The sequence below is a fragment of the Actinotignum sanguinis genome (genome assembly GCF_030230305.1).
Classification (GTDB): domain Bacteria; phylum Actinomycetota; class Actinomycetes; order Actinomycetales; family Actinomycetaceae; genus Actinotignum; species Actinotignum sanguinis.
Map to the genome: position 1 here is coordinate 99994 of NZ_JASPCQ010000003.1, position 14788 is coordinate 114781.

The window sequence follows — 14788 nt, forward strand, 5'->3', positions numbered from 1 at the left end:
TCTTCCGATTAAAGCGAGGAACCGGGAAGATCAAGCTCGCGAGTAATATCGGTTTGGTTGAGCTCTTCGATATTGACGTCCTTGAAAGTCACCACCCGTACCGAACGAATGAAACGGGACGTGCGGTAGATATCCCACACCCACGCATCGCTCAGGTTCACCTCGAAAAACACGTCGCCCGCGGTCGAGGATCGTACTTTCACGTCTACGTCATTGGCCAGGTAGAAACGCCGTTCGGTTTCCACCACGTACCGAAAAATCTTCACAACATCGCGGTACTCGCGATATAACGCGAGTTCCAGTTCGGCTTCGTAGCCGTCAATCTCGCTCATTATTCACTCCTTACCGCGGGCAAATGCCACGACGTTCGATGATACGGGCTCGGCCCCACCTGCGCGATGGCGTCGAGGTGAGCGCGAGTACCGTATCCCTTATTATGTTCCCAATCGTAATCGGGGAAATCTTGTGCGAGTGTTTCCATATAGCGATCTCGTTCAACTTTAGCGACGACGGATGCCGCGGCAATCCCGGCGCAGGAGGCATCCCCCTTAATCACGGTGGTGACCGGAAGCTGCGGGACGGTCGGTTCCGTATCGAAGAGGGAATCTTGCGCCCACCAATTATGTTTTCCGTCTAAGAGAACAGCATCGGGGTGTAATCCGGATTTCTCCAGCTGGGCGAGGGCATCCGCAGCAGCGCAGCGCAAGGCTTCAATGATTCCCACCGTGTCGATAACACTGGCAGCTGCACTTCCCACCGCCACCGCGAGCGGCCAGCGACGAGCTTCTTGGTAAATCGCCTCGCGTCCACGCGCACTCAGCATTTTTGAATCGCGTAATCCGGGCGGGAAATCATCCGGAGTGCTTCCATCCAGGAGGGCTATACCAACACACACCGGCCCGGCGATGGCGCCGCGGCCCACCTCATCCACAGCGGCAAGAACGTGGCCTCCGCGGGCACTCATCTGGGCCAGCAGTTCTTTTTCAACGGTGCGATCAGGTACCTGCACGCCCGCTACCTGCCCTGCCCGGATACCGCGGCGGCGGCAAGCCCCGGTTGGGCCGCAGAAGCCGCATATAAGGAGCGTGGATCAACACAATTTTCCGGCAGCGCTACTCGCGCGCCCGCGGGCGCGGCCGGTTCAGGGACACCGGCAAAGACGTGGCTCATATCAGGCAGGCGCCCATGGCGGCTCCACGGTGAGAAAACGTACCAGGCCCGGCCCACAACGTTTTCTACCGGCACGAATCCGTTTCCGGATTCACGCTGATGCCACCGCGAATCTTTCGAATTGGCGCGGTTATCCCCCATCATCCACAGGTATCCTTCCGGAACCTTCACCTCAAATTTCTGCAGCGACGGCGAAACCCCGTAATTGAGGTACTCCTCCGTGATCGGCACACCATTGACCTGCACGCGGCCATCTTCCCCGCAGCAGCTGACGGTATCCCCGCCTTTCGCGATAATCCGTTTCACTAGGTAGTGACCAGAATCTGCCGGGAGAAGCCCGATGCCTTGCAGGATCCGAGTCCCGGTTTGGGCAATCCAGGACCGGTTTTCTTCCACATCGTCGAGCCAGCCGCCCGGATCCACAAAGACCACGATATCGCCGCGGCGTAACTCCTCGTTATCGGTCACCATCCGGTTGACAAAAAACTTATCCCCGGTACTCAACGTGGTTTCCATGGAACCGGAGGGCACATTAAAAGCTTGGATGAAGAAAGTTTTTATGATGACGGAGACGAGAAGAACGACGGCGACGGTAAGGGCCATCTCCACCACGCTACGCAGGCGCGAGTTACGCACGGGGGCTTCCCGGGTGTCCGCCTCGGGGCGCACCGGGGCCACTTCGGGAGGGTAGGAGGGGGGCTGCTCCGTAGTGGCATCCATATTGGCAGCGGAGGACTGACCGTCCGTTGTATTCATGGTTACTCCTCCGTGGTTCACATGCGCTTCCACCCGGGCCAGCTCATCTCGCAAAGCGTCGGCATAGAGACCTTCATCCGCGTTCGAGAGCTGTTCCGTGAGCGTTAGCCGTAAGCGGGCTTCAGCTGCATTTATCTTAGCCGGCTCTCCCGCTGCCGTAACTACGGTTTGTGACGTCTGCGGCTCTCCCACCTCAAATAACTCGTCAAGCTCCGGTAGCTCATCCGCATCCGGTGAGGTCACCGCCCCAGATAGCACCGACGGTTCGGAGAACCGTTCCGGTACAACCTGTTTCCATGACTCGAGAAACTCCGGCGTTGCATCCAGATTCTGTATCTCGGGTGAGGGAGCGGCCCGACGACCGCGAGCCTGGCTCCGGTGGGTCCGCCCTGCCGGCCACCGCGAGGCATCTTCCGACGCACGTGACCCGCCTGACGTGCCCTCGCCCATACGCCCCTCCGCCCCTGAATAGATAAAAGATACGCGTATTCCATGCTACCAGCGCACGTGAATGCACCTGGGGTTATCCGCGCCGTCGCGCTACGTTATTTTGGTAAAGCCCCGGGAATACCCCAGCGCTGCCCCACCGCTACTGGCGGCTATCCGGGGTTACCTATAGCACTCCAGGCTTACCGGCCGGGGATTCGCGCAGATAAAAATGGGGCCTATAGGACAAAAATGGACCCGCACCGGGGCGCGGGTCCATATGTGAACGAGAAGTTCGTATCCTTACTTGGAATCGGTGCGACGCTCGCGAATCTTCGCTGCCTTGCCGTGACGATCACGCAGGTAGTACAGCTTGGCGCGCCGCACCCGACCGCGGGTGATCACTTCGATGGATTCGATGGAGGGGGAATGCACCGGGAACTTACGTTCCACACCCACACCGAAGGAAATCTTGCGGACATCGAAGGTGGCACGCAGGCCATCACCCTGGCGGGCGATAACAACACCCTGGAACGCCTGGGTACGGGTGCGGTTACCTTCCACCACGCGTACATTTACCCGCACGGTGTCACCGGCGCGGAAATCAGGGATATCGTCGCGCAAACGCGAAGCATCAACTACATCAAGAGTCTGCATTATTCATTCACTTTCCGCCTCTGCACGCAGGCCAGGGGCGCTGTTATCGGTTAAGATCTCGCCGATGCGCGACCCCCTGCGGCAGGCGCAGCGCATTATGAAAGCGAGGAAACTCCACTATTATGCCACAGTCAGCGGGCAGGCAAAAATAAGATCCGAGTTGACTACCTCACCCACGCGAAATTCTCGGGTAGCTACCTTTCGGAAACCGCACCGTTTGTAGAATCGTTGAGCGCGCCGATTGTCTTTATTTGTTCCGAGCCACAGGTACGGTGCGGGCGCCACTTCGGCCGCAGGGAGTCTGGCGTGGCATGCCTCCACTGTCGCCTGCCAGAGCAGATCCGCTACCCCGCTCCCGTGCCAGCTGCGCTCCACGTAGAACTTGGAGAGCTCAAGCAACGGGCCCTTCCGCTCCGGAAGGTGCATGAATGGCGCACCGTCCTCGCGCCCGGCAACGTCGTCGCCCCCCGTTCCCACCACGCTATCGGGAAGCACCGTGAGGCTGTAGCCCAGCAGTTGCCCGCGCGCCTCTCCGCTCGCGCCGCGCACTACCACCGTCATCCAGTGCGGGTCAGCAAGGTAGTTCTCGAAAGCCTCCACGGAAAGATTCGCCGCCACAAATGCAGCAATATCCGCCTCGCTAAGATAACGCGGGCACGCATCGGGGAAGCTACGGGTGGCAAGGTGTGCTAGTTCTGTTGCGGTGCGCCGCTGCGCTCCGTTTGGAAGTTCGCCGCCTGGTACTGCCCCGTTCCTGAGTTCCCCATCCGAAAGAGCTTCGCCCGGGAATACCTCATCCCTGGAAACGACGGCGCTCGCAACCCCGAGGATCTCGGTCTCCACCGCCACCGGGTGAACGTCGCTAGTGCGCCACACGTAGCCCGCCGCCGCAAGTGCCGGACGGTCGCGTTTGTCCAGATGTGAGGTATCCAGTGCCGCGATCATATCGGGACGGCGCGCAGCGGTGCGTGTAATAGCTTCGTCTCTCCGGTAGCGCGCCACCGCCCCGTGATTGCCGCTGAGTAGAACCGCGGGCACCTCGAGTTCGCGCCAGCTCACCGGGCGAGTGTAGACACGATATTCGAGCAGGCCGGCCGCGCCGTGCGATTCTTCCACGAGGGACTCCGGGTTGCCCACCATACCGGGGATAAGACGGGTAACCGCCTCCACGAGGGCCACCGCCGCCACTTCCCCACCGTTGAGAACATAATCTCCGAGAGAAAACTCCTCCACGTGCACGCCCTGCCCACGATAGTGTTCAGCTACCCGCGCGTCGATGCCCTCGTAGCGCCCGCAAGCGATAATGATGCGCTCCCGGGTGGCCAGGTCTTCCACGCGGCGCTGGGTAAGCGGTTGCCCGGACGGGGTGGGAATCGCGAGGGTGATTGTTTCCGGGGCGCTCGAACCGATGAGGTCATCGAGGGCGCGGCCCCAGACATCCGGTTTCATGACCATTCCGGCTCCGCCCCCGATGGGAGTATCGTCCACGGTGCGGTGGATGTCACTGGTCCAGTCGCGCAGATTATGGGCGCGAATATCAACGACGTCGCGACGGCGTGCCTTGCCCACCAACGATAAATCGAGCACGTCGAAGAACTCCGGGAAAACCGAGACGAGGTCAATGCGCAAACTCGCCATTACTTCGTTTCCTCCGCGCTGCTTTCCATCTCGCTGCTTCCCTCGGCGGCACTTTCCTCCGTGCAGTTTTCCTCGGCGGCACGGAGCGCGCCGGTCAGGTCATCACCTTCCACTACGATCATGTCATCTTCGGAGAAAAGCCCGGCTGGGGCATCGACCACGACGCAGTGATCATCCAGGTCCACCGCCGTCACGATCTCGCGCACGAAGGGCACGCGGGTAATCCGGCCGTCTGGCTCACGCACCACCAGGACATCCTGGGCGGGGCCGTTTTCCAAACCGGTAATAATTCCAAGCTCGTAGCCTTCTGGGTCGAGGACTTCCAGACCGCGTAGCTCATGGGCGTAATAGGCATCTTCTTCGGGCTCATCCTCATCGGTTTCCACGATAAGACGCACCCCGCGCAGCGCTTCTGCGGTGTCACGGGTGGTTGATTCAGCAAAGAGCGCGTAGGTGATTCCCCGATATTCTCGAGTGCGGGTGATGGTCAGCGGCCCGAAATCCGCCGGATCGGTTTCCAGCTGGGCCCCAACAGCGAGGCGGCGCGCGGGCGAATCTGTACGGACGTCCAAACGGACTTCCCCTTTGAGTCCGTGCGGCGCCCCAATAATAGCTACCGTCAGTTGCATCGTGTCCTTCTTTCAGTTCCCGCACACGGTGGGGAACAGTGGTGGCTCATACAAAACCGGCCCGCAACCCCGAAAGGTTGAGGGCCGGTATGCCGCTACGTTAGTTACGGTCCGTTTCGATAACGTCCACGCGCACGGAGCCTTCGTCCGAAAGCGCGTTGACGACGGTCCGCAGTGCCTTGGCGGTACGCCCGCCGCGGCCGATCACCCGACCGAGATCGTCAGGGTTCACCCGAACTTCCAGAAGTTCGCCACGACGATTACGCGATGCCGAGACGTTGACATCATCCGGGTAATCAACAATTCCCTTGACCAGGTGTTCCAGAGCGTCCGTCAGCATTAGGCTTCCTCGGTTTCCGCTTCGGTAGCTTCGCCGGCTTCAGCTTCCCCAGCTTCAGCGGCGGCAGCAGCTGCGGCTTCCGCTTCGGCCTTCGCCTTGGCTTCAGCTGCGGCAGCGCGGCGCTTTTCGGCGTCGTCCTGGACCTTCTTGACCGCTGCGGCGCGCGCTTCTTCAGCGTTCACCGTTTCCGGAACACGCAGGCGACCTTCCTGGCCATCCTTGTATCCCTTGAACTTCTGCCAGTCACCGGTCACCTTGAGCTGCGCGAGCACGGCTTCGGTGGGCTGAGCACCCACGCCGAGCCAGTACTGAGCCCGATCAGAATCGATGCGGATAGTAGACGGCTGGGTATTGGGATCGTAGTAGCCGATTTCCTCAATAACCTTGCCATCACGCTTGACACGAGAATCCGCTACGACGATACGGTACTGGGCCGCACGGATCTTACCCATGCGCTTCAAACGAATCTTGACTGCCACTTTTGTGGTCAATCCTTTCTCATTGGGGTGGATTACCCGGCCGGTTGGGGGACGCGCACCGTGCAATCCATGAACACGGATGACACCGGGTTGAGAGGGACCCGGCATCCTCCAAGTACATCTAGCTATTCTGCCAGAATTTTCTAGCTGAGGAAACAGGTAGTGCGCAGCTGCGCGGTGAGATCACTTACGCCCTCGCCCCACTGCAATGCCGGTGCGAATCCGCGACAGTCCCGGTGCGAGCCCGCCATCCCACCGTTTCAACCTGACAAGCACCGCCGCGCCTGGCAAGATGGGAAGCGTGAATAACCCCCTTCCCGCCACCGTAGCCTGCACCGTTGGCACCGTCAGCACCGTGGGCTCACCCTCGGCTGCTCCCGCGCCTACCTCTAAGCTCGTGCGTTACGCCTGGCTCTCCGTTGCGGCCGCCCTCATCACCATTTCACTCAAAGCTGCTGGCTACTGGCTCACCGATTCGGTGGGTCTTCTCTCCGACGCCACGGAATCTTTAGTCAATCTGGCAGCTGCGGTGGTCGCGGTGCTGGCCCTGTCCGCGGCCGCGAAACCCGCAAATGCGCGCTATACCTACGGGCGTTCCAAGGCCGAGTATTTTTCTTCCGCCGTGGAAGGTGCGATGATTTTCGCGGCAGCCGGTTTTATTATTTTTTCCGCCGTTGACCGCATTATTCACCCCCAGCCGCTGGCGGCGCTGGGATGGGGTTTGGGCATCGTGGCGCTCGCATCGTTGGTCAATGGGATTGTCGGCGTCGTCCTACTGCGCGCCGCCGCGAAGCACCGTTCCCCTACCTTGCGCGCCGACGGCAAGCACCTCCTCACGGATGTCATCACTTCCGTAGGCGTGATCGTGGGCGTGGGCTTGGTAGCGCTAACCGATGAGCCACTGCTCGATCCCATCGTCGCTATCCTCGTTGCGGTCAATATCTTGGCCACCGGGGTTAAGCTGCTACGCGAATCCCTCGCCGGACTCATGGACGCAGCTCTGTCTGAGCCGGATACCGAAAAAATCGTGGCGATTCTACGTTCGCATACCCGCCGTGAGGTGCGTTTTCACGGGCTGCAGACCCGAGTGGCCGGGCGTGAGTCGTTTTGTAATTTTGATCTGCTGGTTCCCTCCACCTGGACGGTGCGCGAGGGGCACGAACTCGCCGAAGATATCGCGGAGGAATTACGCGCCGCGGTGTCCCATCTACGCGCCCTCATCCATGTGGAGCCACTGGAGGACCCGCGCTCCTATGAGGATATTCCGGAAGGTTACGTGCCGCTGGGAGGTATTTCCGACGCGGTTCCGGATATCGTGGTGGAGGCTTTAACCACAGGGAAAAACGACGACGCCGCTACCTCCCAGAAATAACCACTCTGCTAAGAACATTGCAGCGGGCAAGATCCCTCCTGCCCGCTGCGCCGTCGTCGTTACTTAAGGAAACGCTTGAGCTCTTCCATGCTTGCCATATCGGGAGCCGCAGGGGCAGACCCGGGAAGCTGGGCGCCCTTACCGAAAGCTGAGCCCTGTTCGGCACGCTGCCGTGCCGCCGCGGCTTCGGCTTCCTGACGGGCGCGTTTGGCCGGATTACCAGAACGCCCCTTCTTACCACCCGAAACGTTCTTCTTCGCGCGTTTCTGCTTGCGGGAGCCCCCGCCAACGCCGGGCATACCGGGCATTCCCGGCATGCCGCCGCCGCGGCTCATCTGCGTCATCATCTTGGCGGCGCCCTCAAAGCGCTGCACCAGTTGATTGACTTCCTGGACGGTGGTTCCCGAGCCGCGAGCGATGCGCTGGCGGCGCGAACCGTTGAGGATTTTCGGGGTACGGCGCTCAGCGGGCGTCATGGATTGGATAATAGCTTCCACGCGCCCCATCGAGGATTCATCCCACTGCTCGAGGGCTTCGCGGTACTGCCCCATTCCGGGCAGCATCCCCATGAGTTTCTTGAGCGAACCCATCCGCTTAATTTGGTTCATTTGCACGAGGAAGTCATTGAGGTCGAAGGACCCCTCGCTCATTTTCTCGGAAAGTTCGCGCTGCTGCTCTTGCGTCCAGGTGGCTTCAGCGCGTTCGATGAGGGAGAGAATATCGCCCATATCGAGGATACGGGAGGCCATGCGGTCGGCGTGGAAGCGTTCGAAATCTTCCAGTTTTTCACCGGTGGAGGCGAAAAGGATTGGTTTGCCGGTCACGCCGCGCACCGAGAGCGCCGCGCCACCGCGGGTGTCCCCGTCGAGCTTGGTAATAACCACGCCGGTGAAGCCCACCCCATCTTGGAAGGCCTTCGCGGTGGCGACCGCGTCCTGACCGATCATGGCATCGATAACGAAGAGGACTTCGTCGGGGTTGACGGCAGCCCGAATATCAGCGGCCTGCTGCATGAGAACATCGTCGATACCCAAGCGTCCGGCGGTATCCACCACGACGGCGCCGTAGCCGTTCGCGGCCGCGTAATCTACACCGCTGGCGGCCACCTGGATCGGGTCCCCCACCCCATTACCGGGTTCGGGAGCCCATACGTCCACACCGGCACGCTCGCCCACCACCTGGAGCTGCTGCACCGCATTAGGCCGCTGCAGATCGGAGGCGACGAGGAGCGCCTTGCGGCCCCCGCGCGCGAACCAGCGCCCGAGCTTACCTGCCAGCGTGGTTTTACCCGCACCTTGGAGGCCGGCGAGCATCACCACGGTGGGTCGCCCCTGCGCAAAATTCAGTTCCCGAGTCTCCCCACCGAGAATCTCGATGAGTTCGTCATTAACAATTTTGACGATCTGCTGAGAGGGGTTGAGAGCTTGGGAGCGTACCGCACCGGTGGCGCGTTCGCGCACCGCTGCGGTGAACTCGCGCACCACGGGAAGCGCGACGTCGGCGTCCAAGAGGGCACGCCGAATCTCGCTAATGGTGGTCTCTACATCCGCTTGGGTGAGCACACCCTTGGAGCGCAGATTCTTGAATGCACCGGAAATCCGGTCGGAAAGATTATTAAACACTGGCCAGCCTTCGCGTCAACAAACTCGTTCCATTGTAAAGCAGGGTGCGCGAGCACGCATATTCACCCATTATCGCGCGTCAAACTAGAATCTAACGGCGGTGGATCTGCTCCGCAGCACCTCGCGCCGTAGCTCCGCTATGCCCGCACGTGGCTCAGCTAGGCGTCCTTAGCTCAGCAGCGAATCGACGAAACCTTCCGGATCAAAGGGTGCCAAATCATCCGGCCCCTCCCCCAGGCCCACCAGCTTGACGGGCACACCGAGTTCACGCTGCACCGAAATAACGATGCCGCCCTTGGCGGTGCCGTCCAGCTTGGTCAGCACGATCCCGGTCAATCCGGTCACCTCCGCGAAAACACGGGCCTGTTGCATCCCGTTTTGCCCCGTCGTGGCGTCCAAAACAAGGAGAACTTCATTAACGGGTGCGGTGCGTTCCATAACGCGCTTGATTTTTCCGAGCTCATCCATGAGCCCGGCCTTATTTTGGAGGCGCCCTGCGGTATCCACGATAACCACGTCCACACCGGTTGCATCGGCCTGCGCCACCGCATCGAAGGCGACGGAGGCCGGATCTGCCCCTTCGCGATCCGAACGCACAACATCCACGCCCACTCGGTCGCCCCAGGTGACCAGCTGATCAGCTGCGGCCGCGCGGAAGGTATCTGCCGCACCGAGCAGCACCGTGGTTCCCTGCGCGCGCAGCAAACGCGCGAGCTTACCTACCGTGGTGGTTTTCCCGGTACCGTTCACACCCACCATCAGAACCGCCGCGGGATGCACCGCCCCGGAATCCGCTTCACTGCGAGTGAGATTGAGGGAACGATCCATATCCGGACCTACGTGGTGCAGCAGCTCCTCACGCAGAATTTCACGGACCCGTTGCGGATCGCTGGTACTTTCAATCTTCACCCGCGAGCGCAGACCCTCCATAATCTCACTGGTAGCATCCAGCCCCACATCAGCCATGATGAGGGTATCTTCCAGTTCTTCCCAGTCCGCCGCGGAGAGATCCCCCCGAGAAAGAATCGCCAAAAGAGCCTGCCCGAAGCCACCCGAACGGGCCAGTCGGGCACGCAAACGCTGCATCCGAGAGGGGACCGATTCGGGTTGTTCAACCGCCGGAACCGTAACAATATCCGGAGCGGTTTCCCCGGGGATTTCCCCGGGGATTTCCCCGGTGGTTTCTTCGTCGGCGCCCTCCGGAGCTTCTGCGGTGGAATCCCCCTCAAGAACGGGGATGTTCCGACGTTCCAATTCCTCACGCCGCTGGTTCTTCTTTACCAGGGAAATAACGAGGGGAACAAGGAGAAGGGCAGCAACGGCCGCGATGACAAGTGCAAGAACTACAGGATTATCCACCCCTCCAGTCTTGCAGAGGGGGCCGGGTTTTTCCAGCCGGCAACCTGTTAGGCGCTGCGCCGTTCGCGGGTTTCAGCGTCTTCAGCCTCGAAGCTTTCCGCAATATCAACGGTGCCGCTCTGGCCGCCAGCACCGTCAGTGATCACGTCCGCTACCAGCGTCTCATCCGGATCCCCGGCGAAATTCGCCACATGGATTTCTTCCGGTACACCCGTGGAAGCATCCGCAGCGTTCGCCCCCGCGCGAGTATCTTCTGCAACGTTCTCAGCACGACGGCGCAGCGGCGGCGCAGGAATACGCGCCCGCAGTTTTTCACTATTGCGGCGCACCGTTTCCGAGAGTTCACGCTCCGTTTCCCGAGCTCGATCAAAGTGCTCATCGAGGGTTTCGGAGGTTATATAGGCTTCGGATTCGTGCGCGAAAGCTTCGAACATATCATCCACCGCCGTATCATGGTGGACGATGTCATAAGTGTCCATATCCAGTTCATCAGAGCGCCACGCGTCAAATGATTCCGCGACGGATGCACCGGTGCTTTTCCCGGAATTCCGCGCGAATGACAGGGCATACACCAGCGCTGCGGCAGCAATAATGATGGCGATAACAACGATGATAAGGGGCACGGTCTTATTATGAGAATTTTTGGAGCGGCCGGCTACCTCCGACCCGCCCGCTGGCGCAATTGTTACCGAACTGCAACGTAAGTCTCGCTATTCGCGCAGTTCAGACATGCGCTGGGATACCACGGTGGAAACCCCATCCTCGCGCATCGCTACCCCGTACAGCGCATCGGCGATTTCCATTGTTCGTTTTTGGTGGGTGATCACGAGGAGCTGAGAGGAGCGCTGCAATTCCCGGAAAATCTCGAGAAGGCGCCCCAGATTGACATCATCGAGGGCTGCTTCCACTTCGTCCATAACGTAGAACGGGGAAGGGAGCGCCATAAAGATTGCCACGAGGAAGGCAATGGCGGTGAGCGAACGCTCCCCTCCCGACAGCAGGGACAGCCGCTTGACGCGCTTACCCGGTGGGCGGGCTTCGATTTCCACCCCGGTGGTCAGCACATTCTCCGGGTCGGTGATGATAAGTCGCCCTTCCCCACCCGGGAAAAGGCGAGCAAAGACCTGCTCGAAACGAGCACTAATATCGCTGAGCGCGGCTTTCATGACGAGGGTGACTCGCTCATCAAGCTCCGCCACAATATCGAGAAGATCGGCGCGGGTCTTCTTCAGGTCATCAAGCTGCTGCGCCAGGTACCTTTGGCGTTCTTCTAGCGCGGCGTGTTCCTCCAGGGCGAGCGGGTTAATGGTGCCCAGCCGAGCGAGGGCTCGCTGCGCCGTAGCTAGGCGCCGTTCCTGTTCGGCCCGCACGTAGGGCACCGCACCGTTGTCGGTGGGCACCGAGGTGAGCGGCCCGAATTCTTCCACGAGGGTAGCGCTGTCCACACCCAGGTCCTCAAGGGCACGAGTGGCCAGCTGTTCGTATTCCATGCGGGCGCGGGCGGTCGCCAGTTCCCGGGCATGGGTGGAATCTGCTAGCTCGCGTTCACGGGCACGCAGCTGTTCGACGTGTTCACGTAGGTGCGTGAGCTGCCCCTCGGCACCGTGTTGTTCTTCTTCTACCCGACGACGCTGCTCGGCCACCTCGGCACGTAGGCTGCGCACGTGGGTTAGGGCTCGCACCGCCGCGGCCGCTACCTGCCCTGCTAGCACCGCATATTCGGCTCGGGCCTGGCGAGCGCGTTCTTCCCGTTCAAGGCGTTCGCGGGCCAATCGAGCCCGGTTATCCAGAGCATCAGCTCGCCCGCTCAAGGCTCGGAAACGTTCTTCGGCGGTGCGCAGCGCCAACCGGGCCTCCGTTTCTTGTTTACGGGCGGCCACGGCAGCTTCATGCGCGGAATCACGCTGCTGGGAGAGACGGGCAAGTTCACCATCATCGGGAATATCAGCAGTACTCTCTTCGGGCTGCGTGAAGCTTTCCAGCTCTGCCTGCCGGGCGGCTATATCTTCCCGCAAGGAGGCGGCACGAGCGACGGCGCGTTCTTCATCGGCACGCGCCGTAGAAAGAGCTTGGCGTAAAGCTCCTAATTGGGCAGTTGCGGCAGCCAGATTAGAGTCTCGCGCCGTCAGTTCGCTCCCGGAAGCCTCGGCGCGAGCCCGAGCGTCTTCCTCGGCGCTCTCAGCTTTCCGCAGCGCCACGGCTGCTTCATCAGCGGCGGTGGCGGCGGCATCGAGCTGCTCAGAAGCGTCCTGGTAGGCAGCTTGGCGGGCGAGAGTGGCAGCAGCGGTAGCCTCTCCCCCGGTAGCGGTGCACGCCGTGATAACGTCCCCGCTCATTGTTACCGCACGGGGCGCCCCGGCAGCCACAAGCAGGCGGGCTGTAACAAGATCAACGGTAAGTGCGGTGCCAGCTAGAAGTTGCTTGAGAAGGCCAGCCAGGTCACTGCCCGTCCCGGACCACCTCACCACCGCTAATGCATGCACGGCGGCATCCTTATCCGGGCGCACCGTCTCAAAGGCGGTGCTCAGCTCAGCTTCGCGCGCGGCAGTTACAGCGTCGTCGTTCTTCCCTTCCGTAATGCTGAGCGTGAGACGCCCGGCTTGCGCCTGCGCGGCACCGCGCAAAATATCCACGGCGCTGTCGAGGTCGTCTACCACCGCACCAGCGGCGGTTCCCGCCAACGCATTTTCCGCCGCGCTTTCCCAACCGCGTTCCACATGGAGGTGGTCACGCAACAATGCCGCACCGTGCCCGATAGCCCACGCGGTCGCATCTTCCGGCTCCAAAGAAAGCGCAAGGGTATCAACAATGGCCTGTACGCGCGCCATTTCCTCGCGAGCACGTGCCTCGTTCGCGCGAGCCTCTTCCACGGCAGCGCGAGCCGCCAGATGAGACCGGGTATGTTCTTCATGTGCGGTAGCGAGGGTATCGTCCCCTGCGGAGGTGGCGACAAGCTCTTCTTCGATATCCGTGACCTGCACGCTGGTGGTCTGCACGCGCTGGCGCGCGGCCGCCACGTCCTTGTCTACACGTTCAACTTCAGCCGTGAGCGCCTCAAGGCGGGATCGTATGGCGGAGACCTTCCCGGCACGGCGCGCAGCGTTCTCTCGCGCGTCGGCCCGCACCCGGCTCGCCTCGTTATAGGCGCGCTCGGCCGCGGCTTCCGCAGTTTCACTTTCCTCCCGCTGGGTGAGGACGGCGCGCAAAGCATCCTGAGCGTCGCGGACGCGCCCTTCCAGTTCTTCTTCTTCGGCCCGGGCCCGTACGGCGCGCGCCCGGAGCTCCTCCGGGTCATCTTGGCCGCCCCGTGCAGGCATGGTGCTCAGGGTGCGTTCCCGTTCGCGTGCCAATTCGTCCATGGCGCGGAATCGTTCTTCGAGGGAGGCGAGACGCTCGGAGCTGTCACGCAGTGCGGAAAGCTGCGGGTTCAGGCGCGCATGGTGTTCCTCTGCCGCGGCGAGGGCGGCGCGGGCCTGCGTGAGGGCCGCTTGGTTTTCTTCGCGCAGCTGGGCGGTGCGGTTATCTTCAGCGGTTCCGGCTTCGAGCCGCGCCTGCGCTTGGGCAAGATCATCGGCAAGGAGGCGGGCCCGCGCGTCGCGTTCGGTTGCCTGAATAACCTGGGCACGCCGGGCGGCCTCCGCCTGTTTGGCAAGCGGCCCGAGCTGGCGGCGCAGCTCCGCGGTGAGATCTTCCACCCGCGTAAACGACCCCTTCATCGCTTCAAGTTTGCGCAGAGTTTTTTCTTTGCGCCGGCGGTGCTTGAGCACCCCGGCGGCTTCTTCCACGATATTGCGGCGCTCTTCAGGACTGGAGGTGAGAACCTCATCGAGGCGGCCCTGCCCGATAATGACATGCATTTCCCGCCCCATCCCGGTGTCCGAAAGCAGTTCTTGGACATCGAGGAGTCGTGCCGGAGTGCCATTAATGGCGTATTCGGAGCCGCCGGCACGGAAGAGGGTGCGGGTGATGGTCACTTCGGAATACTCAATGGGGAGCACGCCGTCAGAATTATCGATAGTAAGGGAGACTTCCGCGCGTCCGAGCGCGGGACGGCGCGAGGTACCGGCGAAAATAACATCCGCCATAGAGCCGCCACGTAAGGTTTTCGCACCCTGTTCCCCCATCACCCAGGCGAGGGCATCCACCACATTGGATTTACCTGATCCATTGGGGCCTACCACCGCGTTAATTCCGGGTTCAAAGCGCACTGTTGTGGCGGTGGCAAAGGATTTGAATCCTCGCATGGTCAAGGTTTTTAAGTGCACGATTACAGATTATGCCAGACGGCGCCACCGGTGGTGCTACGACGGGGCACCAGCTGCTACTGGCACCCACCTCGC

13 protein-coding genes are annotated in these 14788 nt (G+C 61.3%); 1 reads left to right on the forward strand and 12 read right to left on the reverse strand.

From position 1 onward, the window contains the following. Positions 1–8: 8 nt before the first annotated feature. The 8 genes from QP828_RS02735 to rpsP form a co-directional block, all read right to left on the reverse strand. Positions 9–332, reverse strand: coding sequence for a DUF2469 domain-containing protein (locus QP828_RS02735; protein ID WP_016442473.1), 324 nt, complete (start codon positions 330–332; stop codon positions 9–11). Further along, positions 332–1009: a ribonuclease HII gene (gene rnhB, locus QP828_RS02740; protein ID WP_274734028.1), complete on the reverse strand. Its 678-nt coding sequence runs from the start codon at positions 1007–1009 to the stop codon at positions 332–334. Before rnhB ends, QP828_RS02735 begins: the two co-directional genes overlap by 1 nt. Before the next feature lie 5 nt (positions 1010–1014). After that, entirely contained in the window at positions 1015–1926 is a 912-nt protein-coding gene (lepB, locus tag QP828_RS02745; RefSeq protein WP_274734027.1) for a signal peptidase I, read from the reverse strand. 729 nt (positions 1927–2655) lie between these two features. Further along, the gene (gene rplS / locus QP828_RS02750; RefSeq protein WP_016442470.1) at positions 2656–3009 is read right to left on the reverse strand and encodes a 50S ribosomal protein L19; all 354 of its coding nucleotides are present in this window, start codon (positions 3007–3009) and stop codon (positions 2656–2658) included. 120 nt (positions 3010–3129) lie between these two features. Beyond that, positions 3130–4638, reverse strand: a complete 1509-nt coding sequence (gene trmD / locus QP828_RS02755) for a tRNA (guanosine(37)-N1)-methyltransferase TrmD (RefSeq protein ID WP_274734042.1) — start codon at positions 4636–4638, stop codon at positions 3130–3132. An 8-nt stretch (positions 4639–4646) separates the two neighbouring features. Next, on the reverse strand, positions 4647–5276 hold the full coding sequence (rimM, locus tag QP828_RS02760) for a ribosome maturation factor RimM (RefSeq protein ID WP_274734025.1): 630 nt from the start codon (positions 5274–5276) through the stop codon (positions 4647–4649). 100 nt (positions 5277–5376) lie between these two features. Beyond that, on the reverse strand, positions 5377–5616 hold the full coding sequence (locus QP828_RS02765) for an RNA-binding protein (RefSeq protein ID WP_016442467.1): 240 nt from the start codon (positions 5614–5616) through the stop codon (positions 5377–5379). Further along, complete coding sequence (gene rpsP, locus QP828_RS02770; RefSeq protein WP_126135005.1) at positions 5616–6095, reverse strand: 30S ribosomal protein S16; 480 nt, start codon at positions 6093–6095, stop codon at positions 5616–5618. Before rpsP ends, QP828_RS02765 begins: the two co-directional genes overlap by 1 nt. A gap of 292 nt (positions 6096–6387) precedes the next feature. On the opposite strand from rpsP, the gene QP828_RS02775 reads away from it, so the two are divergent. Then, the gene (locus QP828_RS02775) at positions 6388–7467 is read left to right on the forward strand and encodes a cation diffusion facilitator family transporter (RefSeq protein ID WP_274734041.1); all 1080 of its coding nucleotides are present in this window, start codon (positions 6388–6390) and stop codon (positions 7465–7467) included. Between the two features lie 59 nt (positions 7468–7526). Here QP828_RS02775 and ffh read toward each other — a convergent pair whose 3' ends face one another. The 4 genes from ffh to smc form a co-directional block, all read right to left on the reverse strand. After that, positions 7527–9089 (reverse strand): signal recognition particle protein, encoded by a 1563-nt coding sequence (gene ffh / locus QP828_RS02780; protein WP_274734022.1) that lies wholly within the window; start codon positions 9087–9089, stop codon positions 7527–7529. A gap of 168 nt (positions 9090–9257) precedes the next feature. Next, entirely contained in the window at positions 9258–10448 is a 1191-nt protein-coding gene (gene ftsY / locus QP828_RS02785) for a signal recognition particle-docking protein FtsY (protein WP_274734021.1), read from the reverse strand. A 47-nt stretch (positions 10449–10495) separates the two neighbouring features. Beyond that, a complete protein-coding gene (locus QP828_RS02790) occupies positions 10496–11071 on the reverse strand; it encodes a hypothetical protein (protein WP_274734020.1) in 576 nt (191 codons plus the stop codon). Between the two features lie 87 nt (positions 11072–11158). After that, entirely contained in the window at positions 11159–14713 is a 3555-nt protein-coding gene (gene smc, locus QP828_RS02795; protein ID WP_274734019.1) for a chromosome segregation protein SMC, read from the reverse strand. Positions 14714–14788: the final 75 nt, after the last annotated feature.

Coding starts and splice junctions, on each gene's coding strand:
- rplS (WP_016442470.1), bottom strand. CDS start 3,009: ATGCAGACTCTTGATGTAGTTGATGCTTCGCGTTTGCGCGACGATATC.
- QP828_RS02765 (WP_016442467.1), bottom strand. CDS start 5,616: ATGCTGACGGACGCTCTGGAACACCTGGTCAAGGGAATTGTTGATTAC.
- rimM (WP_274734025.1), bottom strand. CDS start 5,276: ATGCAACTGACGGTAGCTATTATTGGGGCGCCGCACGGACTCAAAGGG.
- QP828_RS02775 (WP_274734041.1), top strand. CDS start 6,388: ATGGGAAGCGTGAATAACCCCCTTCCCGCCACCGTAGCCTGCACCGTT.
- lepB (WP_274734027.1), bottom strand. CDS start 1,926: ATGAATACAACGGACGGTCAGTCCTCCGCTGCCAATATGGATGCCACT.
- QP828_RS02735 (WP_016442473.1), bottom strand. CDS start 332: ATGAGCGAGATTGACGGCTACGAAGCCGAACTGGAACTCGCGTTATAT.